This window comes from Pseudomonas sp. TH08 (assembly GCF_016651275.1).
Taxonomy (GTDB): domain Bacteria; phylum Pseudomonadota; class Gammaproteobacteria; order Pseudomonadales; family Pseudomonadaceae; genus Aquipseudomonas.
Genome location: NZ_JAEKEE010000002.1, coordinates 578,437 through 601,986, shown reverse-complemented (window position 1 = coordinate 601,986; position 23,550 = coordinate 578,437). Strand labels below are relative to the sequence as shown.

Below are 23,550 nucleotides of genomic sequence, written 5' to 3'. Positions count from 1 at the left end.
CGCGGACCGCATCCAAGCGCCAAATCGTACTCACTGAAAGCACAGCCTGGCGAAGACGCCGGGCTGTTCGGGCCAGTTGTCGACACAAGGAACCTGATCATGGCTGATTCGCGTCGTCCCGCCCTGCAACTGTTCGCTCAGTTGTTTGGTGAGGGCCAACACGTACAAAACACCGGGCTGAAAAAGCTGCAGTCCTACCTTGAGCAGGAGGGGTCGATTTTTCCTCTGGTGGAGAAGGGCGTTCAAGGCCTGGTCAGGGAGCTTGAATTGCGCCCGGATGACGCAAAGCGGTTTTTGCGCAGGGCCAACAGCATGGCCACGTATGTGCGTCGCCAGTTTATCGAGCAGACCCTGACGGGCGACAAAACGGCCGCGGCACGCCCTTCGAGCGGCTTGTTGTCGATGGTTGAAGGTCCCGATTATCACAATCTGATCGGCACTGATTTTGCCAAGTTGTGTCCGGTGGATGCGCTGGAGTCGATCTTGTCGCCGGTGGCCTACCTGATCGAACTGTTGCGCTGGATTCGCGACCGCATCGAGTCTATTCCAGGGCGTGAGCAAAAATTTCGACTGAATGAGCGGCGTATGGATCTGATGCCCCTGCAGGTCGACTTCAACGCGGTGTATCAGTCGATATCGTCGGTGGACATCATCATTGCGGTGCTGGAGGCGTTCATCACCGAGAACCTGCAAGAGACGTCGATCGAGGATGGCTTGATCGAAGCCCGCTACCCCAATGGCCTGCCGTATTACCAGCACTGGGTCACGATTGACGGCGTTGTGCAGTTGCAGGGGCTGTCGGTCGGGGACTTCGATCACAAAGTTGACCTGGCATACCCCTATTTTCTGCAAGTCAATGCCCGTGGCGCCAATACCGGTCGCGGCTTCGCCAAGGCTTCAAGGCTCGGCCCTTATCAGCGGCAATTGCTGACCGAGGCGCGTGAGAGCTTTGCAAACCGCAAAAAATTTTACCTCGACAATTTTGGTCCAGTTGACCCTGATGAGGAAAAGACACTGATCGACGTAGCGTATTTCGCCGAGCGAACAAAGTTGAACAGCACGCAAGTCGAAGCCTTGCTATCCATCAGCGATTTTGCTCCGGTGCGCTCGCCCAACGTGAAGACCTACCCCGGCAACCTCCCAGAGGACCCTGAGCGTGAAAGTGAGCGTTCGGGTTCGGTCTACATCAATAACAACACCATACCCACAGTACGCATTGATGTGTCGGGCTCGGATTTCCAATTGACAGCAGACCCCGAAACGGAAACCGGCTTCGATCACTATGACCGGATGAACCGGATGATCCGTCTGGCCAACTGGACGGGATTGCCTTACGACCAGGTCGATGCGTTGCTGGTGGCCGCCATCAGGGCGGTAGAGCGCGGTAGTCGCCCGAAACTCCCTGTGCCGGATGAAATGTTGATATCCACCGGCGTAGTTCGCGCCTTGGGGCTGTTTCAGACCCTGAACGAGCGCTATGGCTGCACCGCCGCTGACTTTGCCGTGTTTATCGGTGAGCTGTCACTGTACGGTCGCGGCGAAGCGCTCTCGCAGTTCGACCAGATCTTCAACGGTCAGAACGGTTATCTTCAACCGCTGGTGCTCGACAATGGTCCGTTTCCCCTGTTACCGGCGCCGGGCCAGGTCGATTTGACGATCAGCCAACTGTGCAGCGGTCTGGCGATCGACCTGCAGACGTATTTCTATCTGGCAACCACGGTGGCCAAGGCTCATGGATTGACCGACACGCTGAGGCGCAGTCCGGCGATCATCTCAAGCTTTTACCGTTTGGTCAGACTGCCGCGGTTGCTGAGCATCACACCGGTTGAAGGTGTGCTGATGCTGTCGGTACTCGGCGGGGATGCATGGGTTAACGGCCTGGCAGGCATTCCACTTATCCACACCGTGCCGGGTGGCGCTCCGGATGTGCTGGAACTGATCGAAGCCATGCGCAGCTGTGAACAGTGGTCGACGCAAAACAATCCATCGATTTTGTGGACGTTGCAACACGTGGTCGCAGCGCAACCGGCACTGGAGCCGTCCGAGCAGGATCTGCAGTTTTTTGAACAGATTCGCAATTTGCTGCCGACAGCGCTGTTGTCCAACAGCACTTTTTTGATGGCGGGCGTGCCGCCGGCCGGGGCTGCCGACTGGCTCGAGTTCCTGGCGACCTCCGCAGGTCATGTTGAGCCGGTTGTCGGCGTCGATGGTCTGGTTTTGCCTTTTGACGGGACACCGGAGTATTACTCGGCCCTTGTTCGTGCAAAAGTCACCTGGGCCGTCGATACCGCCTTGGGGGCGATCGATGCGCCATTGCGCCAGTCCATCGCCGATACCATGTTCGGTGTGGTTATGCAGGTACGGGACGCTCAGGTGTCGCTGGTCAAAGAGACGCTGGCGGTTTATGCCGGTGTCGGTGTGGAACTGGCCATACCCGTTCTGAATTGGGCCAACTCCACAGTCCATGAGTTGTTGCAACAGGTGCTTGAGCAGTTCGACGTGAGCGCCGAGGCATCGAGCCGAACAGCACACCGCAATGTCAGCCCACTACTTGATCTGCTTGCTGAGGTACGGCGGCGCAGCGAGGTCGTTTCGACGCTGGGCTTGAGTGCCTCGCTGTTGCTGGACTATCTGGAGTATGGGCACCACGCCTGGTTCGATCAGGCCAGCAAACATGAGTTGTCGGTGCGCACACTGTATTACCTGACAACGTTGACTCGGGCGTTCGGCTTAAGCGAGCAACCGGCGCAAAAGCTGTTGGATTATCTGCGTCAGGTCAATGCATTGCCCGCTGTCACGGGCGATGCGCGGAGGCTGGCGCAACAGGCCGCCGCCATCAAGCTGGCCGATTATTTTGGCTGGAGTGTGCAGGAAGTGCGCGAGTGCGTCAGCCGCATCGACACCACCGACCTCAAGATATTGAAGAACCTCAGTCAACTCGATGTGTTGATGCGCGTTCGTGTGCTGTCGGCTGAAACCGGCATGGACGCGTTGACGATTTTCCTGGTCGGCAGTTTGCCCCGGAGCATCGACAAAACAGCCTATGCCGATGCCGCTGAACTCGTTCTGCTGGGTGAGCAACGTTTACGCGCACCCATTGTGCACGTGCCGGGCGACCTCAAGGCGCTGGTCAAGATCACGTGCACCGTGGTGGGTTCAAACACGGTGGTGGCCAAAAAGCGTGGAGAAAAAGTCGTTTACAAGGTGACGCTCAGCGATGCCGAAGGGAAAGCATTGAGCGGCGTCAACGTTTACTGGCAAGCCACCTTGGGCAGCATCGAAACAGACGCCACTGACCTGGACGGTGAGGTGCTGGCCACCTTCACGCCGGGAGCGATCACGGGCACGGACACGCCCGTGTACTGGCTGGATCTGTTTGAGCCTGAGTATGCCCCGTCCATCAATATCGTCGTCGAGTTCAATACCCTGACTTTTCCACCGGCAGAACTGTCGCCAACGCCGTTGGGGACTGTGCCAAAAGGTCAGGAAGTCGAGCTCTATGCGCTGCTTGAGGACGCCTACGGCAACCTTGGGAAAAACTCGCTCGTGGAATGGGAATCCACACCCTACCCACCCGGGGAATTCACCAGCGCGATTATCCGGCCAAGGCAGGGGTTCACCGACCAGCAGGGGCTCACTCGGGTCTTTGTGTCGAGCGCGACGGGGGGCACCTTTGTTTTCCGTGTCAGAACTCAGTCTGGCGAGAGTGAAACCGTCTTCGTCAAACCCATCACCTTCGATTGAGTAGATAACGCGGTCAGCGTTATCTCTTGGCGAACGCGTGTCCCCGGGGCATAGCCCAAGGAGCAGGATCATGGCATCGAATAATATTGGCGGGCTGCTGGAAAAGCGTCGCTCGGCGCTGCTGGAGTACAGCATCGGCAAAGCCGGCAGTAAAAAATACAATTTTCTGAAAACGCCGGCCGATCTGTTCGAACTGCTGCGCATGGATCCGCTGGACAGCTATCAGGTGCAGAGCTCCCAGGTGGCAGAAGCGATCAGTTGCACGCAGCAATTCATTCATGCGGCGTATCGCAAGCTTGAGCCGGGTCTCGAGTCGCACGAGTTCGACCCGGACGATCTTGCCGCGTGGGCGCTCTACAGCAACTACCCCGATTGGGCTGCAGTGCAGCTGATTTCGTGCTACCCGGAAAACTTCATCAATCCCTTTGTGCGTCAACGCAAGACCAGCCTGTTCAAGAACCTGGAAAACAACCTCAATCAGGCGCGTTTGAACAACGATTCCGTGCAGACCGCGCTGCAAGAGTATCTGCAAGTCTTCGAGCAAACCTGCGACCTTGAGGTGATCAGTTGCTACATGGACGGTACGACGCCTGCCAACGCCAAATACTATTTTGTCGGGCGTCAGCGGGTGCAGCCTTTTCAGTACTACTGGCGCTCGGCGGATATTGAACTCGGCCCTGAAAGTGTGGCGGTGAATCCTGCTGCGTGGAGCGAATGGCAAGCCATTGAAATTCCCAGCGCTGACAAGGTGCTGAACATCCGCCCGGTGCTCTGGAATGGTCGCTTGTGTCTGGTCTGGACCGAATGGCAAGACAAGGTTGCCAGCCGGGAGGCGGGTGAATACATCCCGAACAAACTGACCGTCAAGCTGGCGTTCATGATGCAGAACGGCCAGTGGCTGGCACCGCTGACGGTGAGTATCAAGGACCTTGAGCATGATCTTCTGCCGGGCACCCGGTTGATCGCGAGCGTGCAAGTCGACACTCGTCACCCCAAGGGCATGCTGGGCATTTTGGTGTCGGGCAAGGATACGGATGGAGGCCCGTTGAGAGTGCATGCCTTTTACGACGTGCTGATGCGCCCCGTACAGCGGGCTGGGTCCTGGCTGGATGCAGCACTCGACCGGTTTGTCAGCAATGAAACGGTTCAACATCCATTGCCCCCTCAGGTGACGGTTGTTCCCCGTCCAGCAGAGGGGGTATTAGCGCCGTATCTGGAACTGGACGTCACGGCGTTGCGGGTAGGGGACAAGGATAAGCTGACGGTCAAAGGTTATTGCTGGCCTACGGGAATTGATGATCCCGGTACTGCGGACATGCGTTTGGGGTTTGCTTCTGACAATGAAAACGAGGTAGTGGCCAAAAACTTGCCTCTCGCGGGTGACTGGAACATCGGACCCTGGGAAGGCGAGCGAGATAAAGGCTCATGGCCCAATCCGACTACATTCTCACTGGGCCCTGTAACAACCGAACCGGGTCTGCAAAGAAGGCTGTTTGACCTGACGATTGTCAACCTTACGGACTTCGTCCCGCCCAGCCTGGTGAAAAACACCGTTGATGCCGCACAGTTTCTGTCTTTCAACCAGACCGGACTGGCGTTGAAATACACCCGGCTCAATTCGTTGTTTGGTCCCGAGCTGGTGCAGCGCTCGAACTATTCCGTGGCGAGTGTGCTGGACTGGGATACTCAGTTCATCCCGGAGCCGCCGCCGACCGGCCAGGTGATCAATGAGCCCAGTGGTGCCTTTAACGGTGCCAACGGTCTGTTCTTCTGGGAGATCTTTTTCCACCTGCCGCATTTGATGGCCACACGCCTGCGCGACGAAGAGCGCTTCCCGGAGGCACAGAACTGGCTGCATTACCTGTTCGATCCGCAGGCACCTGCTGATCCACCCACCCCGCCTCGGCCCAATCCCAAGCCGAAGTACTGGCGCTGCCGGCCTCTGAATATCGTCAAGGAAACGGGCGACCCTGGTTGTGAGACGCAAAACCCCACGGACCCGGATGCCATCGGTTACGCGGCCCCCGCGCACTTCCAGATCCTGGTGTTCACCAACTACGTGAAAAACCTGATGACCTGGGGCGACTGGTATTACCGGCAACTGACCCGGGACAGCTTGGTGGCCGCCAAGCTGTGTTACGTCCAGGCTGGGTTTTTGATGGGCAAGGCCCCCACCGCCAACACCGGTACACGCTGGCAACCCTTGAAGGTTCAAGACCTTCTGGAACAAAGCAGCACTCGGCCGAGGCTCGAACAGTTTGAAAAAACCTGAAGTTCAGCCTGGCGGATTTCCCGGTCGCCTCCGACACCGCGCCAATGCTGGGGCTGCTGGCGTGCGGGCCGTTTGAAATTCCGATCAATCAGTCGTTGCTCGACTTGTTTGCAGCGCCGGATCAACGCCTGCATAACCTGCGCAACAATCTCACCCTCGACGGCAAACCGCTGGACATCCCGCTGTTCAGCCCGCCGACGGACCCCAATCAATTACTGCGTGATCTGGCGTCCGGTGGCGTGGCAGGGCCGAGGCCGATGGGCGGGCGGTTGGTGGTCAATGCGTTCCGCTGGCGAGTGATGTTCGAGGTCGCGTTGCGTGCAGTGCAAGCGTTGCAGGATAACGGCAGTCAGGTGCTGAACCTGCTTGAACGGCGCGATCGCGCCGAGCAGGAAGAGTTGCAGCAAAACCATATGGTGGAACTGGGCAGCTACGCCGAGACGGTGCAGGAGCAGTCCATCGCTCAGTTGGAGGCGAGTGTGACGGCGTTGCAGCAAAGCCGTTCGGTGGCGCAGGAACGCGCCGATGCTTACGCAAAACGCTATGACGAAAACGTTTCGACGATTGAATATCAGGTCATGGACAGCCTGCATCAGTCCAAGGTGTTCTCCCTGGTGGCCAAGTCGATCAAACCGGCGGGCGCGGTGCTGGCCTCGTTGCCGAGTATTTTTGGCTTTTCCAACGGCGGGCATCGCCTCGAGAAGCTGGCGGACGCGGTGATATTCGGTCTGGAAGTCGCCTCGTCACTGCAGCAAATCGATGCCGACAGACAGAGCACCACGGAAGGTTACCGTCGTCGCCGCAGTGACTGGGCGTTGCAACGTGATCAGGCGCTGGCCGAGGTGCGGGCCATGGATGCGCAGATCGCTGCGCAGAATCACGCGGTCACCGCTGCCCGGTCCAATCTGGCGCAAACCCTCAGGGCCAATACTCAGGCGCTGACGGTTTACAACTACCTGAAAAAGCGTGCGAGCAATGCCGAGTTGTTCGGCTGGATGCTCGGCCAGCTCAAGGCATTGCACTATCAGGCCTACGATGCGGTGATCAGCCTGTGCCTCAGCGCCCAGGCTTCGCTGGCCGCCGAAACCGGCGATTACGATGCGCAGATCGCGTTGCCTCAGGTCTGGCTCGATCACCGTCATGGCCTGACCGCCGGTGAGCAATTGCGTGGGCATCTGCTGCGGCTGGAACGTGAATACCTGCAACGCCACGAACGCCGGCTGGAACTGGTGAAAACCATCTCCCTGCGGCAGTTGTTCGACGACAAGGTTGAAGGTCAGGTCGGTATCGATAGTTGGGCCGATGCGCTGGATCAGTTGCAAAAGACTGGCTCGCTGGAATTCAGACTGACCCAGCTGTTGTTTGATCGTGATCATCCGGGGCATTTCTGTCGGCAGATCAGTTCGGTGGAGGTCGATCTGCCGGTATTGACCGGGCCGTTCGAGAATGTGCGGGCGACCTTGCTTCAGATCAGCAGCATGACGGCGACCCGGCCCACTCCACAATCGGTCGAGTACCTGCACAATCCTGGGCTCGGGGCGCCTTCGGATGTGGTGATCAATCTACGCGCCGCTCAGCAGATAGCCTTGTCGGTCGGGCTGGCCGACAACGGCCTGACGGCCATGAAACCCGATGAAGGCCTGCTCAATCCGTTCGAAAACACCGGCGCGATCTCCAGTTGGAAATTGCATTTCCCGTGGTTCAAGAAACCGCAGCAAAGCGCGCTGCTTGAATCGATGACCGACTGCATCCTGCGCATCCGCTATACCGCCAAGGCTGGCGAGCCGCCGTTTGTGCGAAAGGTTGAAGACCTGGTCACCCGGGCTGAAAACGCCAGACTGAGCCAACATGTCGAAGGAGTTGGCAGTCATGAGTGAACCGATCATCCAGGCGAAAGAAAGCCTGCTGCGCAATGGTGATTTCAAGGATCTGCTTAACCACTGGATTGACAAAGGGACGGTGGCAATACAGAACGAGTTTTACGAGTTTGAGTTCATCCCTTTTATGCATGTCGGCGTCGGCGCCTCGGCCAGGCAGGAAGTCGTCGTCCCTAAAAAAGCCGATGCGAGCGCCAGTTACGAATTGACGTTTCTTTGCGAACTGCGCCCCGGATTTGACTGGTCGGGCGAATCCGGCTGGTTGTGCATCCTCAGCGGGAGCGATGTGTTGATGAGCATTGAACTCAAGGCTGGCGATTCACGCAGCTTTGAGCAAGATCAAGCTCGCCTCGCGGCAGGGCAGCCGCTGGAGTTCAACCCGATCCGCTATCGGCAATCATTGGATCAACTGGCCTTTGATAGCGACGACGTGCTGACCTTCGAGGTTCGCGGTGTGCCGAGTAATCCATCGGACAGGCGCACGGGTGTGCTGATCACCTGGATCGACCTGCAACTGAAACTGGAGCCACTGAAGCTCCAGGCTCTGCGCCTGGATGAGCAAGACCTGGTGCCGGATCGCAAGTTGTATCTGTGCCTGGGCGCATCCCTGGGCAACGGCTTGGATGACCCGCTCTACATGCAGCACTATCTGTCGTTTGAACCGCGCGATGGCAATGCCTGGCAGGGGACAAAGATGGCGTTGACCGTTCGTGACAACCCGTTGGAGGCGATCATGACCGCGCCAGACTGGGGCGTTGATCAGACGCTGACAGTGCCATGGTCGCTCGACTGCCCGTGGATGGCGGAAGACAAAACCTACGAGTTCTCGATCATCCTGTTCAACCAGTATGACGCTGAGCCTTATCCGATTGACGTGTCGTTGGGGCATCACCGTCTGGCGTTTGGCGACGAGCAGAAAGCGACCTTTTACCCCGTTCTTGGATATGCGCAGAGTGTGCGGCTGGGTGTGCAGATCGTTTCCCATTACACCAGACAGGCGCTGGATGGCCGGACGGTGAACTGGACGAGTGCCGCGCAAGGTGTGCTGGGCGCGGGTGTCACTGATGAGCAAGGCTGGGTTTTCTTTGATTTCGAGCCGAAGACGGCGGGTGATGTTGTCATCACGGCTTGGGTCGACAGCCCTTATTACGCTACAGGCAAAGTGACGCACGATTTTGCCGTGAAGGTGTTGGCGACCGATCCGTGGAAGGCTCTGCGGGCCGTTGTCGGAACGCAAGAAACAGCATGGGAGGCGACTGGCTACCCCAATCGGGGCAGCAACCATCCCGTCATCGTGCGCTTGCCGGCCGATAGTCCCTTGCTGGGAACGGCTCTGTCGCTGCACTGGAGCGGCGAGGGGCATGAGCAACTGGGTGTCACGGTCAATCCGCCGCTCGAGGCCCCGCTGCCATTCAACGGGGGCGATGTGCTCTGGACGCTGACCAGCGAGGATTGGCTCGACGGTCGTTTCGAACTGAGCCTGCAATGCTCGAAACTGTTGCTGCCATCACCGGGCAAACCCATGTCGCTGGCACGCAATCGGCTCCGGGTGGGTGAGGTCCGTGAGGCCAACAAATTTCCCATAGTCGACGAAGACGAAAGCGTGCTGCTGCGGGTGCAGGCGATCCATTATCTGACCGCAGGCGATGGTGATCCCGTCAGCAATGCGCTGGTCGAATGGGTGACCCCCGACGGTGACGCTGTGCATGACGTGACGGGGGCGGGCGGTTGGACCAGTTTGCTTTATACGCCCAAAAGCACGGGGGACAAGACAGTCACGGCCTATCTCAAGGCGCACCCGGACGATACAGCTGTGGAACAGGATTTTACGGTCAAACCCGTTGCCACGAGCCCATGGAAAGGTGAAGTCGAAATCCGCCTGGACACAGTAAAAGTTGAGAGTCCGCTGGGGATGCTCTGTCGACGTGGGCAGACCCATGCGCTGACAGTCGTGCCGAAGGCTGGCAGTGACTGGATCGGACGAAACATCAGCTTGCATTGGCGCGGAAACGATCCGGCCATTGGATTAACGCCCGAAGACCTGACAACGCCGAAAACTCTGCTGGCGGGCGGGGTGGAGTGGAAACTCGTTTCGAACAAAAACGACAGCAGTAGCGGTCTGTTTGAATTGGAGCTGCGTCTGGCCGGCCTGGCCAGCGTGCGAGAGCTTTCGGGACGCTTGCTGTCCGAGGATTTGACGGAAGAAGTGGCGCTGATGCTCGATCAGATTCACGCGGAGCTGGATGCCCGGAACCTTTATCCGTGTCTGGGGGCTGTTCACCGTTTCAAGGTTTTACCCAAAGTATTGAGCCCGCTGGTGGGGCTGGACGCATCATTGAAATGGTCGGGTGTTCCGGCTGACTCATTGGGGGCGACGGTTGAGCCCACGCTCGATCGCCCACAGGTGCTGAGCGACGGTGGCGTGAATTGGACGCTGGGCTTTACCGCCAGTACGGCGCCTGGCGAGTTTGCCCTGACCCTGGCGTTACCGCAGCTGAAATTCGAGGCGATCGCCAAGCCGATGACGCTGGCCCATAACAGAGTCAGGATCGAGGCATGGCGGGGAGCGGCGGTCGATCCAGTCATTGGTCAAGAACCTGCCTGGATGTGGGTTCAGGTGTATTCGCATTACACCGACCGTCCCGTGGATCAGGCGCCGGTGACCTGGACCGGCGACACCGGCCCACGAGTTATCCAGACCACGGTCGATGGCTGGAGCGGCTTCGACTTTGCTCCGAAAATCGTCGGAGATCAGTTAGTCACAGCGTCTGTACTCAGCCGTTATGACAATTATCCGAGTACTCAGCCAATGACGGTTGAAGCGCTGGCAAGCGATCCGTGGGAGGAGGTGCTGGTCAGCTTCGACAAACAGCCGCCCCAGCCCTTGGGCACACACACGTTCTTCCCGCGGCGCAATACGCAGCACTGGCTGGATGTGACTGCGCCGGCCGGTAGTGTCCTGTTCAATAAGGACCTGGTATTAGGAATGACCGGTACCGGACCCGCGGAACTGGGCATGCGGTTTGAAGAGCCGAGGCTTGGGGAGCCCAGATTATTTCCTGAAGCCGGACAGACCTACTCCTTCAAGACCGGCGATTTGAAGGACGCAAGCTTTGGATTGCGCTTCTCGTCCGCCCGCCTGGCCAGCTTGTCACCGGTGAATGCGATGTCGCTGGGCCAGGGCGAACAGGTGCTGAAAATCGCTGAGCGCCAGCGATCCCATCAAACGTTGCTCTGGGGCACAGAGGTGTCGGAGCAGATCACCGTGATCTCGGCAATCAGCGGCAGGCCGATGGTCGGGGTGACCGTGACCTGGCGCAGCCCGGATCTTGGCGTGAAGCAATCGACCAGCAATTTTTATGGGGTGGCGAAGATTGCTTTTGTACCGACGACACCCGGGCCGCTTGAACTGACGGCGTCGGTGGGGGAGAACTGCATTCCGACTCGGTGTCGTTGCCGTTTTTCCTCAATGAACCTCGGAAAATCGATTCACTGACCAGCCCGCAGCCAGGTGGACCAGAGGGAGCGTGGGTATCAGCGACCGTTAACGTGGTGTCGGCCTCGACTGGTGAGCCATTGCAGGGTGTCGAAGTGGAATGGAAATACCCGGACCGAAATCTTGAATCGACCTACACCGACGAGAACGGTAACGCCGAGGTGAGGTTCCGATTGGCCGGTATCAGGCGTACCTGGCTACAAGCCGCCGTGCGCGGTGGGTATGCGGGTTGGGATGCTCAATTTCTTGAATTTGAATTGGTGCCAGTCAATGAATAAGTCAATTGAAATAGATGATTCGTCCACGCCTGATTCTCTGACCTGGAAGAAGGAATTCAGACCCCAAATCAATGGCAGGCCAGTGCGCTGGGATGATCTGAGCGTGGTGCTGATGAAGGGAAAGGAGTGCACGCTGGCGCTGGAGTATGAACTCAGCTACTACATCGGCGAGCCGGATGGGTTTCTGGTTCTGGATTACAAACCGGGCGAAGAGGGGCAGAGGCTGGTTTCTGATCCGCCGTTGGGGGTGGAGTGTGAGATGGCTGATGGAAGCCTTTCCTTGAGCTGGACTATTTCTGCCGTAGAAGGCCCTGGCGGAGTCTTTGAACTGGAATTTACCCTTCCACGGGACCCTCAAATATCGGAATCGCCGCCTGTGCCGGGGCGAGTTATTGAAAATTGGTCGGAGGGCTTCGTTCCCTGGGTTAACGGGCAGCGAGTCAGCTGGTCCGGTGTGAAGCTGGACTTGATGCAGGGTGAGACTTGCACGTTGGCGCTGAGCTATGAAGGCAGCTCTCTGATTGGTGATCCAGCCGGTTTTCTTGCGCTTGATTACATGCAGGGTGCAGAGGGGCGGGGGCTGGTGTTTGATCCGCCATTGGGCACGCCGTGTGAAATGCTTAAGGGAACAACTTCCTTGAGTTGGACGATCACCAGCGAGCAGGCGCAAGGCGGTCCATTTGAATTGCAGTTTGCGCTGCCAAAGTTTGCCGATGTACCGAAGTCACCATCATTGCCGGGACGATTAATTGACAGCTGGCTGGAAGGATTCTCACCGCTTGTTAACGGACAGCAAGTGGATTGGCCCAACGTTAAGCTGGATCTGATAGCGGGAGAGACAATCGAGCTGGGGCTGGATTTCAAACGCAATTGGTTGATTGGTAATCCCGCTGGTTTTCTTGCTCTCGAATACAAAGTGGATGCAGGAGGACAGGGGTTGGTTTTTGATCCCCCATTAGGAAGACTGTGTGAAATGCTCAAAGGCACAACTTCCTTGAGTTGGACGATCACCAGCGAGCAGGCGCAAAGCGGTGCTTTTGAATTGCAATTTTCTCTGCCATTGGTCGCAGTTCCGGCTTCACCGACGTTATCGGGAAAAGCACTGAATATAGCGCAGGAACTGGAGGTCAAGTTCGACTCTTTTTCCGCGAACTTCGGAGGGAGTGCCTATCCCTGCCATGGTGCGACTCATACCTTACTCGTTGGGGTGAAACCCGATAGCCCGCTCATGGGCAGTCCTGTGAGGCTGGAGTGGGAGGGAGAGACCGCCGAGAGTCTTGGCGTGGAGGTGTCACCCGCGCTAATACGGGAGCAAATATTTGACGAGAGTTCGCTCAGCTGGAAGTTTGACTTTAAGAGTCACAAAAACGCAGAGTTTTCATTGAGGCTGAGGGCTGGGGATCACCAATGGGTCACATTGCCGTTAGCCATGTCGTTGGGACATAACCTGGTAAGGGCTGAGCGCTGGACGAAGACAGTCGAGGCGGGTTCGGGGGATATATGGACTTACTTCGGGATTCGCGCGATATCCAGGTATCTGGACCTGCCGTCACCCTCTGTTGAAGTCACTATTACGAGTGGAAATTCCGGCCCCTCGTATCAACGCACGCGAGAAGATGGAGAATTAACGGTCCTCTCGTACAATGACATCGAGTACACGTTTAAAATCTTGAATCGATACGACGGAAGTGTTGTCTAGGCACCATTCGGCTCTGGTTTAACGATCGCGCCTCTTTCAGTTGAACGAGGCGCGTTTTTTCAATCACAAACCTCCACCCTTCTTCAGCGCCAGATACCGAGTCACCAGTTCAGCCCCCAGTTCTGCGGGACGAACATCCATCACCGGAACACCGTGGGCGACTATTCGCTCATGCAGTACCGTGCGTTCATTGAGGTAGTTGACTGTCCCGCAATAGGCCAGTGCTTCCGGCAAAGTCTGCACCGGCACATGGCGCAACGCGTCGAGTGTTGTTTCGCGCAGACTTGCTACTAGCACCCGATGTTGCTTTCTCAGGCGCTTGACCGCGTTCAGCAGTTCTTCATCGTCCTCCTCGCGCACATTGGTCACCAGCACTACCAGTGCCCGGCGCTTCTGCCGGGCGATCAGTGGACGGATCGCAGCCTGATAGTCCGCCGGGTGTTGACTGCTGTCGAGGTCGTAAACGCTATTGAGCAACACATTGAGCTGGGCGCTGCCTTTGACCGGGGCGATAAACCGCGGCTGATCGCTGGCGAAGGTCATCAACCCCACCGCGTCACCCTGACGCAACGCCACATAACTGAGCAGCAGACAGGCATTCAGTGCATGGTCAAAGTGCGACAGTTCATCGTCCTGACTGCGCATATTCCGGCCGCAATCGAGCATGAAGATGATTTGTTGATCACGTTCGTCCTGATACTCACGGGCGATCGGTGTGCGTTGCCGCGCGGTGGCTTTCCAGTCGATCTGGCGCAGGCTGTCGCCTTCACGGAATTCGCGCAGTTGATGAAATTCCAGACCCTGACCACGGCGCTGTTTTTGCCGTACGCCGAGCTGGCTGAGCCAGTTGTCCACCGCCAACAATTCACCGCCGTAGAACCGGGCGAAATCCGGGTAGACGCGAGTGTGGTCGGTGACGTCGAGCAGGCGTTTGCCTGACCATAAACCGAGCAGACTCGGCAGGTTGATTTCGCAGTGTTCAAAGCTGAAGTGCCCGCGTTTGAGGGGGCGCAAGCGGTAGCCCACGTGGCTGATCCGGCCAGCTTGCAGCTCGATGCCTAGCGGCAGATTTTCAAAGCTCAGGCCATCCGGAACGTGATCAAAAAGCTGTATTTCCAGTGGTTCGCTGAAGTCGTGTTCGATCTCCAGGCGCACTTCGCCCCAGCGACCGAGCGCGAGGCTGCCGGGCATTTGCCGTTTGACTCGTATGGCGGGCAGGCGCTTGAGGCGCAGCGCGTCGATTGTCGCCAGGGCCAGCAGGGCGAGCAGCAACCCCCAGTTGATCGACAGCAGACTCGGCGGAATGTCGATATCGAGTGCCTGCAAGGTGCCGAGGGCAATGCCGATGGCCAAGAGAACGATCAGCCAGATCAGCAGCAGCCGCGAAGGTTTCATGACAACGCGATCCCCAGTAGGAGCTGCCGAAGGCTGCGATCTTTTCTGCTCAAAACGGGATTCACAGGCGCGGTGCCGGGACTTGGTCGAGCAATTGCTGCAACACCTGATCGACCTGCAGCCCTTCGATGTCCAGCTCCGGCGCGACGCGCACGCGATGGCGCAGCACGGCCAGCGCGCAGCCCTTGATGTCGTCGGGAATTACGAACTCGCCGCCGCGCAACAACGCTCGGGCGCGGGCGCAGCGCACCAGTGCAATAGAGGCGCGCGGCCCGGCGCCCAGCGTCAGGCCCGGCCACGTGCGGGTGCTGCGCGCCAGGCGTACGGCGTAATCGAGCACCTGATCATCCAGCGGCAGATCACTGGCGATGCGCTGCAATGCTTGCACATCTTTGGCTTGCAACACGGTGCGCAGCGGCTGCACATCGAGCATGTCGGCGCGGGTCGAGCGGCTGACCTGACGCACCATGTTCAGTTCTTGTTCGGCGTCGGGGTAATCCATGCGCACCTTGAGCATGAAGCGGTCGAGTTCAGCTTCCGGCAGTGGATAGGTGCCTTCCTGTTCGATCGGGTTCTGCGTCGCCAGCACCATGAACGGCTGAGCGATCGGCAAGGCACGACCTTCGAGTGTCACTTGGCGCTCCTGCATGGCTTCGAGCAGCGCCGCCTGAGTTTTTGCCGGGGCGCGGTTGATTTCGTCGGCCAGCAACAGATTGGTGAACAGTGGGCCTTTGCGCAGCTTGAACTGTTCGGTCTGCAGGTCGTACACGGCGTGGCCGGTGACGTCGCTGGGCATCAGATCCGGGGTGAACTGAATCCGCGCGAACTCGCCGCCAAAGCAACGCGCCAATGCTCGCACCAGCAAGGTTTTACCCAGCCCCGGCACGCCTTCAAGCAGCACGTGACCGCCAGCGATCAACGCGGTGAGCACGTCGTCGATCACCTCGCTCTGGCCGATCACGGCTTTGTGCAATTCGCTGCGAACCGCTTGCGCCAGTTGACTGGCGCGCTGGCGTTGCTGGGCGGCGTGGCTGGCGCTGCCGGGCTCGGTCTGTTCACTCATAGCGTATTCCTCAAGATTTGCAGGTGGGCGACCTGACGGCAGAACTCGGCGCTGGACAAGCGTTGGTTCGGCACAGGGCTCAGGGCCTGGCTGATGGCGCGGGTCGGCTGACGGGTCAGGCGCGACAGCGCCAACCATTGTTCGGCAACGTTCAATCGATCAAAACCGGGATGGCGACGGCGCGCACGGCGCAACACGTCTTGTTGCAAGGCTTGCAACAGTGCTTGCTGACCGTTGTGGCGCAGGAGGAAATCGGCGCTGGCGCGCAAGTGTTCCTGCAACTGCCGACGCCCGCTCGGGGCTGGTGCCTGAAGCGGGCCATGGCGCACGCCGACATGCCACAGCCACAGGCCGATCAAGGCGAGCAGGGCGACGATGGCCTGCGGGAAATAGCGCCAGAGCAAGGTCAGCAACCCGTCGTGCTCAGTGCTGTAGATCAACGTGACGTTGGTGTCGGCGCTCAGGTACCAGAGCAACCAGGCGTTGTCGTATTGATCGATGGCTTTGTTTTTCCACAGATCGGCGTCGGTGACCACCGTGACCGAGCCGAGGCTGTAGGGCAGTTGCATCATGTGCGTGGCCTTGGCGCTGTTGGCCCAGGCCTGAGCGAGATTCTTTGGGTCGTCGAGGTGGAAATCGGTGTCGAAGCCGGCGTAGGCCGGTGCGTCCTCGTCTTCCAGATAGAGCTTGGTCAGCTTGGGAAAGCGGTCCTGTTCGAGGTCGGCGGGCGGCTCTTTGAGATCCTTGCTCAAGGATTGATGCAGTTGCACCCGATCGAGCAGCAGGTCGTTACTTTGTTTGGTCTGCTCATCCCACAGCGATTCGGCGACGAACACCAGGCGCCCGCCGGCGCGTGTCCAGTTCAACACTTGATCGACCTGACGCGGGGTCATCCGTGAGCGGTCGTTGAACAGCAGCAAAGTGTGTCGGCGCGGATCGATATCCGGCAGCACCGCGAGGCTTTCGGCATGGCTGACGTTGAGGCCGCGTTCACGCAAAAACAGTTCCGCCGCCAGATACGGATTGGCTTGTGCATCAGGCGAGGGGCCGTGATCGATTTCTTCCTGATAGGGCTTGGCCTTGAGGAAAAGGAAAATGCTCAACGCCGCCAGCAGAGCGACGATCAATGCGCCGACGCACCACAGGGTACGGCGACTCAACGGGTGGCTCCGTGGCCGAACAAGGCGCGCCAGCCCTCGCATAATTCCTGTTGCAGGTGCGCCGCCGGGACCCGATGCCCGTAGGCCATGTTTTGCCAATGCGTGGTCAGGTGGCGACTGAAGGTGAGCAGTTCGGGGCGCTGCAAGTGCTCGATGCGCGCGAGTACCTGACTTTCAGTGTCGGCGGGTTTCAGCGTCAGATCAAAATCGTGGAGCAAATGGCTGAGCAAGCCTCGATAGAGCAGGCTCAACGCCGCACGTGGCTGGGTGGGCCAGAGTTGCTCGGCGCTGGCGGCAATGTCGTCGGGCAACGTGTCGCGGTTCAAGTCCAGGCCGAAGGCTTGTTGCGGCAGCGTGCGTTGTGGCTTGGCCGGCAGGCGCGGCCGTCGGCTGACAAACGCTTGCAGAAATTCGCGGTAGCGCCAGAGCAACCAGCCGAACGCGGCAATCACGATGCCCCACAGCAGCACCTCAATGAGCTTGGCCAGACCGTCGAGGTGCTGGCCGTCGAGCCAGCCCAGCAGGGTTTTCAGCCATGGCGGTGCTTCGCCGGGTTTTGTCTCTTTGGCCTGCGCTGCCGGGTCGTCACCGAAGCGATAACGGGTGACGGATTCCCTATTCTTGAACGGCGGCTGTTCGAGCAGGGCTTTGATGTTGTCGCGTGAGGCCTGGCTGGTCAGCGGCTGATTCAACAAGCGCGGTGCATTGGGGCCTGTATCGGCTTCGGCGGCCCAGACCGAGGGCGCGTTCGGCAGTACCAGACAGACCGCCAGCAGCAGACCGAGTACGCCGTTGTTCAGGCGTTGGCGCAAGCGGCGGAAGACCAGTTCAATATCCCAGGCTTCCAGTTGCGTGCGTCGATTCAGATAAAGGCTGAAGCCGCAGGCGACGTAAATCGGTTCCCAGACCACCAGCACCAACGCGTAAAAGGCATTGGTCAGGTGTTCGAGCCAGCGCCAGTCCTGATCCGCCGCGAGAATCAGCGACTGCCAATCCCAATCGGTTTCTACCTGCTGCGGCAGCAACAGGTAGAACAGCACCATCAGGCCGATCCACAGCGCCGTTTCCAGGTGCACGCCGATGAGGGTCAGCCATTGCGCGGCGCCGGCATTGCGCTGCAGCAGGACGTTCAGGCGTTGTTGGCGGGCACTGCCATCGAGGCCTTCGAGTTGCACCACCGGCATCAGGAAGCTGCGGCTCAAACTCAGGCGGCGCCAGGTCAGGCTGGCCAGCAGTTGCGGTTTGAGCAAGCGTGGCCACTCGCGCAACGCTTGTTTGAGCGTCGGTGTTTCGCCGAACAGGGCTTTCGACAGGATGTACAGCGGCAGGCGTTCGTACGCCGGTTTTAGCCACCAGAAAATAAACACCGCCAGCGACGGTGAGTCCCAGAACACAATGCTCAGCAGAGCGAACAGCGGCAGGGTGACGATCGCCCAACTGGTCATCAGCAGGCGTCGATGCTGCTGGCTCATGAGCACGCCCAGGTCCATGGCTTCCCAGGTGGTGCGCGGCCGCAGCACGACAGTGGCGTCACTCAGGCGCATGGCGCGTCCTTCCGGCGAACAGCAGATAAGCCGCCACCAAACCCCAGAGTCCGGCGCCGACCAGATATTGGGTCTGCGGTGCCAGACTGTTTTTCGACGACCAATAGGCTTCAATGAACGCCGCGATCAGCAGAAACAGCATGACCCCGCAGATCAGCAGTACGCTCTTGCGCGCAGCGTGTTTCAACGCCTCGGCGCGGGTCAGGCGCCCAGGGGCGATCAACGCCCAACCCAGTTTCAGACCGGCCGCGCCAGCAAGGGCGATGGCCGTCAGTTCGAAGGCGCCATGGCCGATGACGAATGGCCAGAAAGTCTGGCCGAAACCGATTTCGGTCAGGTGCCCGGCGACGGCGCCGATGACCAGCCCGTTGTAAAACAGAAAGAACGCGCTGCCCACGCCCATCAGCAAGCCACTGGCGAAGGTCTGAAAGGCGATGCCGATGTTGTGCATCACGTAGTAACCGAACATCACCCAGTCTTCGCTCGCGGCGCGGTCGGCGGGGCGCCCCAGGTGGCCGGCGACGGGGTCGTACATGCCTTGCATCTCGCGCACTTGATCGGCGGGGATCAGGTTGTAGACCAGTTCGGGAAACACATAGACCAACACAGCGACGCCGATCAGGCTGCCGAAGAACAGCAGGCCCGAGACGAGTACAAACGGCCATTCGGCACGCACCAGTCGCGGGAAGTCGGCGAGGATGAAACTCAGCAGATTGGCGCCGAGGCGGCTGCGATGACGGTACAGCTGCTGATGACCGCGCAGCACTTGCTGCTGCAACGAGTCGATCAGGAAACTGCTGTAGCCGCGTTCCTGTGCCAGCGCCAAATGCTGGCAAAGTCGGCGATAGGCCTTGGGGAAAGCGGCGACCTGCGAGGTGTCCTTGCCGCGCTCAAGGCGTTCGAGGGCCAGCGCAAAACGCTCCCATTCGGCCTTGTGGCGACTTTCGAAAAGGCTTTGCTTCATGTCGGCCCCAACAAACCGCGAGCGATAGCGTTGAGTTCAGCCACGGCTTTCGGCGCGCTGATATGCAGCGGCTGAGCGAGCAGGGCGGCCAGTTCGTTGACCCGCGCCGGTGACAATTCGCCCTGACGCTCGGCGAAACCGAGCACGGCGCGTTGCTCGCTGAGCGTGAGGATGACGGGCGAGCGCCGAGGTTCGACTTCGGGCAGTTGCGGGCGGGTCAGCGGACGTTCGCTGTACACGACAAGGGTGCCGGCAGCGATGTCGCCGAGGCGTTTGAAGGCCGGATGGTGCAGGCAACTGAGGGTGCCGAGGAAGTAACCGAACGGCAGCAGATCGACGAAGCGCAGCAGGTTGCGCAGTAACGATGCCGACCAACCCACGGGTGTGCCGTCATCGTGCACCACGCGCAGGCCCATCCACTGTTTACCCGGCGAGCGGCCCTGACGCAGCACTTCGAACAGCACCATGTACCACCAACTGATCGCGAACAGCAGCAGCGACCCAAGGCCCATGCCGAGCTTGCCGAGAAACGCCAGCACAATGAACAGCACAGCCATGATCAGACCACGCAGGCCCAGATCGATGGTGAAGGCCACGGCGCGTACCATCAACCCGGCCGGGCGCAACGGCAAGTCGATGCCTTCCGGCGTTTCGACCTGATGCCGCGTATCCAGCGGCGGGGCCAGCGGTGCTTTCCTTGGCGGTGCTGTGGGCTCGAGCATGGGCTACCTGATGTTCGCCTGTTCTGAGTGCAAGTGCGTCCGATGCTAGCAGCCTCTCGGGGGGAAACGACATAACTATGTATTGCACCGCGTGTGAAGCAACGTACTGAAATGACGCGAGGCTGGCCGCGACAAGGGTTGAACGCCTAGACTTTGCCGATCTTCAGTTCAGGAACCGCCCGTGACTTCCATCTTCTGGTACGACTACGAAACCACTGGCATCAATCCGCGTTGCGACCGCCCGCTGCAGGTCGCCGGGATTCGCACCGACCATGAGCTCAACGAAATCGACGAGCCGGTCAACCTCTACTGCCAACCCAGCGAAGACATCCTGCCGCACCCGGCGGCGTGTGCAATTACCGGCATCACCCCCAGCCAGCTCGCCGAAAAAGGTTTGAGCGAGGCCGATTTCATGACCCGGGTACACGCACAGCTGGCCGCGCCCGGCACCTGTGGCGCCGGGTACAACACTTTGCGTTTCGATGACGAGATGACGCGTTACAGCCTCTATCGCAATTTCTTCGATCCCTACGCGCGTGAATGGCAGGGCGGCAACAGTCGCTGGGATCTGATCGATGTGGTGCGCGCCGCTTATGCATTGCGCCCGGACGGCCTGGTCTGGCCGACCGATGACGAGGGCCGGGTGACGCTCAAGCTCGAACGCCTGACCGCCGCCAACAATATTGATCACGGGCACGCCCACGAAGCCTTGTCGGATGTGCGCGCGACCATCGCGCTGGCAAAACTGATTCGCGAAAAACAGCCGAAGCTCTATGACTGGCTGTTTCAGTTGCGCAGCAAACAGAAGGTGATGGATCAGATTCGCCTGTTGCAGCCTATGGTGCACATCTCCGGGCGTTTCTCGGCGGCGCGCAGTTATGTCGGTGTGGTCATGCCTTTGGCCTGGCACCCGAAAAACCGCAATGCGCTGATTGTCTGCGACCTGCACCTTGATCCGCAGGGCTTGCTCGATCTGGACGCCCAGACGCTGCGCCAGCGCCTCTACACGCGCCGCGATGATTTGCTGGAAGGCGAATTGCCGGTGCCGCTCAAACTGATTCACATCAACCGTTGCCCGGTTGTTGCGCCGCTGTCGGTATTGCGTGCGCAAGATCAACAGCGACTGGGCCTGGACATGGCGCTGTATGAGGAACGCGCACTGCGGCTAACTGCCGCACAACAAGTTTTGAAAGATAAAGTCGCAGCGATTTATGCCAGCGAAGATTTCACCCCGAGCGAAGACCCGGAGCAACAGTTGTACGACGGATTTATCGGTGATCGAGATCGGCGCCTGTGCGAGCAAGTGAGATCGGCTGACCCGGCACAATTAGCACAAGAGCAATGGCCTTTCGATGATGAACGTTTGCCTGAATTACTCTTTCGATATCGAGCGCGTAACTTTCCCGAGACCTTGAGTTTTGAAGAGCAAGAGCGCTGGAGAATATTTTGCCGGCAGCGTTTGTCGGCGCCGGAGTGGGGCGCGCCAAATACCGTGTCATCTTTTATCGAAACCGCGGAGCAATGGCTGCAAAGTGCGACGCCGATGCAGAGCGCGGTGCTCAATGAATGGCAGAGTTATGTCCAGACATTGCGCAAACGTTTGGACGTTTGAAATCGAACATGTTCAGCGCAAATGGCGCGCATAAAAAAACGCCAGCATTTGCTGGCGTTTCTTTTTTTGTCACTGATCGGTCAGCGACGGGCGTTGCGGCTTAGCCCAGCAGGGTAGCCCAGCCTTCAACCACGTCACCGCCCCACTTGGCTTTCCACTCTTTCAGAGTTTTGTGGTTGCCACCTTTGGTTTCGATGACTTCGCCGTTGTGCGGGTTTTTGTATTGTTTAACTTTGCGAGCACGCTTGGTGCCAGTAGTTTTTACTGCGCCGCCACGGGGTGCTTTGGTTTTCGATTCTGGATCCAGCAGCGCGATGATGTCACGCAGCGACTTGGAGTATTCGCCCATCAGGGTGCGCAGTTTGCCTTCGAATTCCAGCTCGGTTTGCAGTTTGTCGTCTTGCGACAGGTTCTTCAAACGGGCTTGCAGCTCTTTGATAGCTTCTTCGGTGGCGCGATATTCGTTGATCAAGGACATGTGAACTACCTTACGTGGAGGTGTTGAATGGCAGGGGACAGTGTCGCAATAATAGTCAGGCTGTTTCATCAAGTAAACATTTAACCGGACTTTTTATTTAAATTAGTTGCGGGAAATAGCCGTAAATTGATTGTTCAGTTAAATAGTGTGATGCAGTCATCACCCATATTCACAATTATGTGTTGAGTGGGTGCCATTACGGCGCCATCACGTTGACGTTTATCGCCGTCAAAAAGCCGTGTTCTGACGCGCGAGCCAGGCCGGCGCTCATCAATACTGCAGTTTTTCCGCGCAGTCGCTAGAATGGCGGCCTTTGCGAAGTTCTGGAGTTTCCCCCTCATGCGCACTTTTCGGCTGGTGATTTCTTGCCCGGACCGCGTTGGCATCGTTGCCAAAGTCAGTAATTTTCTGGCAGCCCACAATGGCTGGATCACCGAAGCGAGCCACCACTCGGATAATCAGGTCGGCTGGTTCTTCATGCGTCACGAGATTCGTGCCGATTCGTTGCCTTTCGGTATTGAAGAATTACGCGAGAAGTTTGCCCCGATCGCTGAAGAGTTCTCGATGGACTGGCGCATTACCGACACCGAGCAGAAGAAGCGCGTGGTGTTGATGGCCAGTCGTGAATCACACTGCCTGGCGGATTTGCTGCACCGCTGGCACAGCGATGAGCTGGACTGCGAAATTTCCTGCGTGATTTCCAACCACGATGACCTGCGCAGCATGGTCGAGTGGCACGGCATTCCTTATTACCACGTCCCGGTCAATCCGCAGGACAAGCAACCGGCGTTCAACGAAGTGTCGCGTCTGGTCAAACAGCACGATGCTGAAGTGGTGGTGCTGGCGCGCTACATGCAAATCCTGCCGCCGGACATGTGCCGCGAATACGCGCACAAGGTCATCAACATTCACCACAGCTTCCTGCCGTCGTTCGTCGGCGCCAAGCCGTACCACCAGGCTTCCCTGCGTGGCGTGAAACTGATCGGTGCGACTTGCCACTACGTCACCGAAGAGCTGGATGCCGGCCCGATCATCGAGCAGGACGTGGTGCGTGTCAGCCACAGCGACAGCATTGAAGACATGGTGCGTTTCGGCCGTGATGTCGAGAAGATGGTGCTGGCCCGCGGCTTGCGTTATCACCTCGAGGATCGCGTGCTGGTGCACGGCAACAAGACTGTGGTGTTCTGATCGAACCTGCGCGAGCTTGAAAAACGAAGGGTCTGGGCGTTCAATCGCTCCAGGCCCT

The 23,550-nt window shown here is 58.7% G+C and carries 15 protein-coding genes; 8 read left to right on the top strand and 7 right to left on the bottom strand.

Annotated features, from left to right (window positions below):
* Positions 1-99: 99 nt before the first annotated feature.
* The 6 genes from JFT91_RS12415 to JFT91_RS12395 all read left to right on the top strand — a co-directional run bounded on the left by JFT91_RS12415 (position 100) and on the right by JFT91_RS12395 (position 13,366).
* Positions 100-3,744: a Tc toxin subunit A gene (locus JFT91_RS12415; RefSeq protein ID WP_201232525.1), complete on the top strand. Its 3,645-nt coding sequence runs from the start codon at positions 100-102 to the stop codon at positions 3,742-3,744.
* Positions 3,745-3,781: 37 nt separating this feature from the next.
* Complete coding sequence (locus JFT91_RS29960; protein ID WP_347340631.1) at positions 3,782-6,016, top strand: neuraminidase-like domain-containing protein; 2,235 nt, start codon at positions 3,782-3,784, stop codon at positions 6,014-6,016.
* A gap of 44 nt (positions 6,017-6,060) precedes the next feature.
* Positions 6,061-7,893 (top strand): Tc toxin subunit A-related protein, encoded by a 1,833-nt coding sequence (locus JFT91_RS29955; RefSeq protein ID WP_347340630.1) that lies wholly within the window; start codon positions 6,061-6,063, stop codon positions 7,891-7,893.
* A complete protein-coding gene (locus tag JFT91_RS12405) occupies positions 7,886-11,389 on the top strand; it encodes a hypothetical protein (RefSeq protein ID WP_201232524.1) in 3,504 nt (1,167 codons plus the stop codon). The genes JFT91_RS29955 and JFT91_RS12405 overlap by 8 nt, the downstream gene beginning before the upstream one ends.
* A gap of 95 nt (positions 11,390-11,484) precedes the next feature.
* Positions 11,485-11,667 (top strand): hypothetical protein, encoded by a 183-nt coding sequence (locus JFT91_RS12400; RefSeq protein WP_201232523.1) that lies wholly within the window; start codon positions 11,485-11,487, stop codon positions 11,665-11,667.
* A complete protein-coding gene (locus tag JFT91_RS12395; RefSeq protein ID WP_201232522.1) occupies positions 11,660-13,366 on the top strand; it encodes a hypothetical protein in 1,707 nt (568 codons plus the stop codon). The genes JFT91_RS12400 and JFT91_RS12395 overlap by 8 nt, the downstream gene beginning before the upstream one ends.
* 63 nt (positions 13,367-13,429) lie before the next feature.
* Here the strand turns inward: JFT91_RS12395 and JFT91_RS12390 are convergent, their stop codons facing one another.
* From JFT91_RS12390 to JFT91_RS12365, 6 genes are all read right to left on the bottom strand, one after another.
* Positions 13,430-14,761 carry a DUF58 domain-containing protein gene (locus tag JFT91_RS12390; protein WP_201232521.1) on the bottom strand — a complete coding sequence of 444 codons (1,332 nt, stop codon included), beginning with the start codon at positions 14,759-14,761 and terminating at the stop codon, positions 13,430-13,432.
* 61 nt (positions 14,762-14,822) lie between these two features.
* The gene (locus tag JFT91_RS12385) at positions 14,823-15,824 is read right to left on the bottom strand and encodes an AAA family ATPase (RefSeq protein ID WP_201228278.1); all 1,002 of its coding nucleotides are present in this window, start codon (positions 15,822-15,824) and stop codon (positions 14,823-14,825) included.
* A complete protein-coding gene (locus JFT91_RS12380; protein WP_201232520.1) occupies positions 15,821-16,984 on the bottom strand; it encodes a DUF4350 domain-containing protein in 1,164 nt (387 codons plus the stop codon). Before JFT91_RS12380 ends, JFT91_RS12385 begins: the two co-directional genes overlap by 4 nt.
* On the bottom strand, positions 16,981-18,528 hold the full coding sequence (locus tag JFT91_RS12375) for a DUF4129 domain-containing protein (protein WP_201232519.1): 1,548 nt from the start codon (positions 18,526-18,528) through the stop codon (positions 16,981-16,983). The genes JFT91_RS12380 and JFT91_RS12375 overlap by 4 nt, the downstream gene beginning before the upstream one ends.
* Entirely contained in the window at positions 18,515-19,492 is a 978-nt protein-coding gene (locus JFT91_RS12370) for a stage II sporulation protein M (RefSeq protein WP_201232518.1), read from the bottom strand. Before JFT91_RS12370 ends, JFT91_RS12375 begins: the two co-directional genes overlap by 14 nt.
* Positions 19,489-20,214: an RDD family protein gene (locus tag JFT91_RS12365; RefSeq protein WP_201232517.1), complete on the bottom strand. Its 726-nt coding sequence runs from the start codon at positions 20,212-20,214 to the stop codon at positions 19,489-19,491. Before JFT91_RS12365 ends, JFT91_RS12370 begins: the two co-directional genes overlap by 4 nt.
* A gap of 181 nt (positions 20,215-20,395) precedes the next feature.
* Here JFT91_RS12365 and sbcB point away from each other — a divergent pair, with 181 nt between their 5' ends.
* Positions 20,396-21,826: an exodeoxyribonuclease I gene (sbcB, locus tag JFT91_RS12360; RefSeq protein ID WP_201228273.1), complete on the top strand. Its 1,431-nt coding sequence runs from the start codon at positions 20,396-20,398 to the stop codon at positions 21,824-21,826.
* Positions 21,827-21,926: 100 nt separating this feature from the next.
* On the opposite strand, the gene mvaT is transcribed toward sbcB, so the two are convergent.
* Positions 21,927-22,304: a histone-like nucleoid-structuring protein MvaT gene (gene mvaT / locus JFT91_RS12355; RefSeq protein ID WP_007933316.1), complete on the bottom strand. Its 378-nt coding sequence runs from the start codon at positions 22,302-22,304 to the stop codon at positions 21,927-21,929.
* Between the two features lie 339 nt (positions 22,305-22,643).
* Here mvaT and purU point away from each other — a divergent pair, with 339 nt between their 5' ends.
* Complete coding sequence (purU, locus tag JFT91_RS12350) at positions 22,644-23,492, top strand: formyltetrahydrofolate deformylase (protein ID WP_201147048.1); 849 nt, start codon at positions 22,644-22,646, stop codon at positions 23,490-23,492.
* The last annotated feature ends 58 nt before the right edge of the window (positions 23,493-23,550 follow it).

Bases quoted from the DNA above. Each gene is read 5' to 3' on its own strand.
- JFT91_RS12415 (WP_201232525.1), top strand. From the start codon at position 100: ATGGCTGATTCGCGTCGTCCCGCCCTGCAACTGTTCGCTCAGTTGTTT.
- JFT91_RS29955 (WP_347340630.1), top strand. From the start codon at position 6,061: ATGCTGGGGCTGCTGGCGTGCGGGCCGTTTGAAATTCCGATCAATCAG.
- JFT91_RS12405 (WP_201232524.1), top strand. From the start codon at position 7,886: ATGAGTGAACCGATCATCCAGGCGAAAGAAAGCCTGCTGCGCAATGGT.
- JFT91_RS12395 (WP_201232522.1), top strand. From the start codon at position 11,660: ATGAATAAGTCAATTGAAATAGATGATTCGTCCACGCCTGATTCTCTG.
- JFT91_RS12390 (WP_201232521.1), bottom strand. From the start codon at position 14,761: ATGAAACCTTCGCGGCTGCTGCTGATCTGGCTGATCGTTCTCTTGGCC.
- JFT91_RS12385 (WP_201228278.1), bottom strand. From the start codon at position 15,824: ATGAGTGAACAGACCGAGCCCGGCAGCGCCAGCCACGCCGCCCAGCAA.
- JFT91_RS12375 (WP_201232519.1), bottom strand. From the start codon at position 18,528: ATGCGCCTGAGTGACGCCACTGTCGTGCTGCGGCCGCGCACCACCTGG.
- JFT91_RS12370 (WP_201232518.1), bottom strand. From the start codon at position 19,492: ATGAAGCAAAGCCTTTTCGAAAGTCGCCACAAGGCCGAATGGGAGCGT.
- JFT91_RS12365 (WP_201232517.1), bottom strand. From the start codon at position 20,214: ATGCTCGAGCCCACAGCACCGCCAAGGAAAGCACCGCTGGCCCCGCCG.
- mvaT (WP_007933316.1), bottom strand. From the start codon at position 22,304: ATGTCCTTGATCAACGAATATCGCGCCACCGAAGAAGCTATCAAAGAG.
- purU (WP_201147048.1), top strand. From the start codon at position 22,644: ATGCGCACTTTTCGGCTGGTGATTTCTTGCCCGGACCGCGTTGGCATC.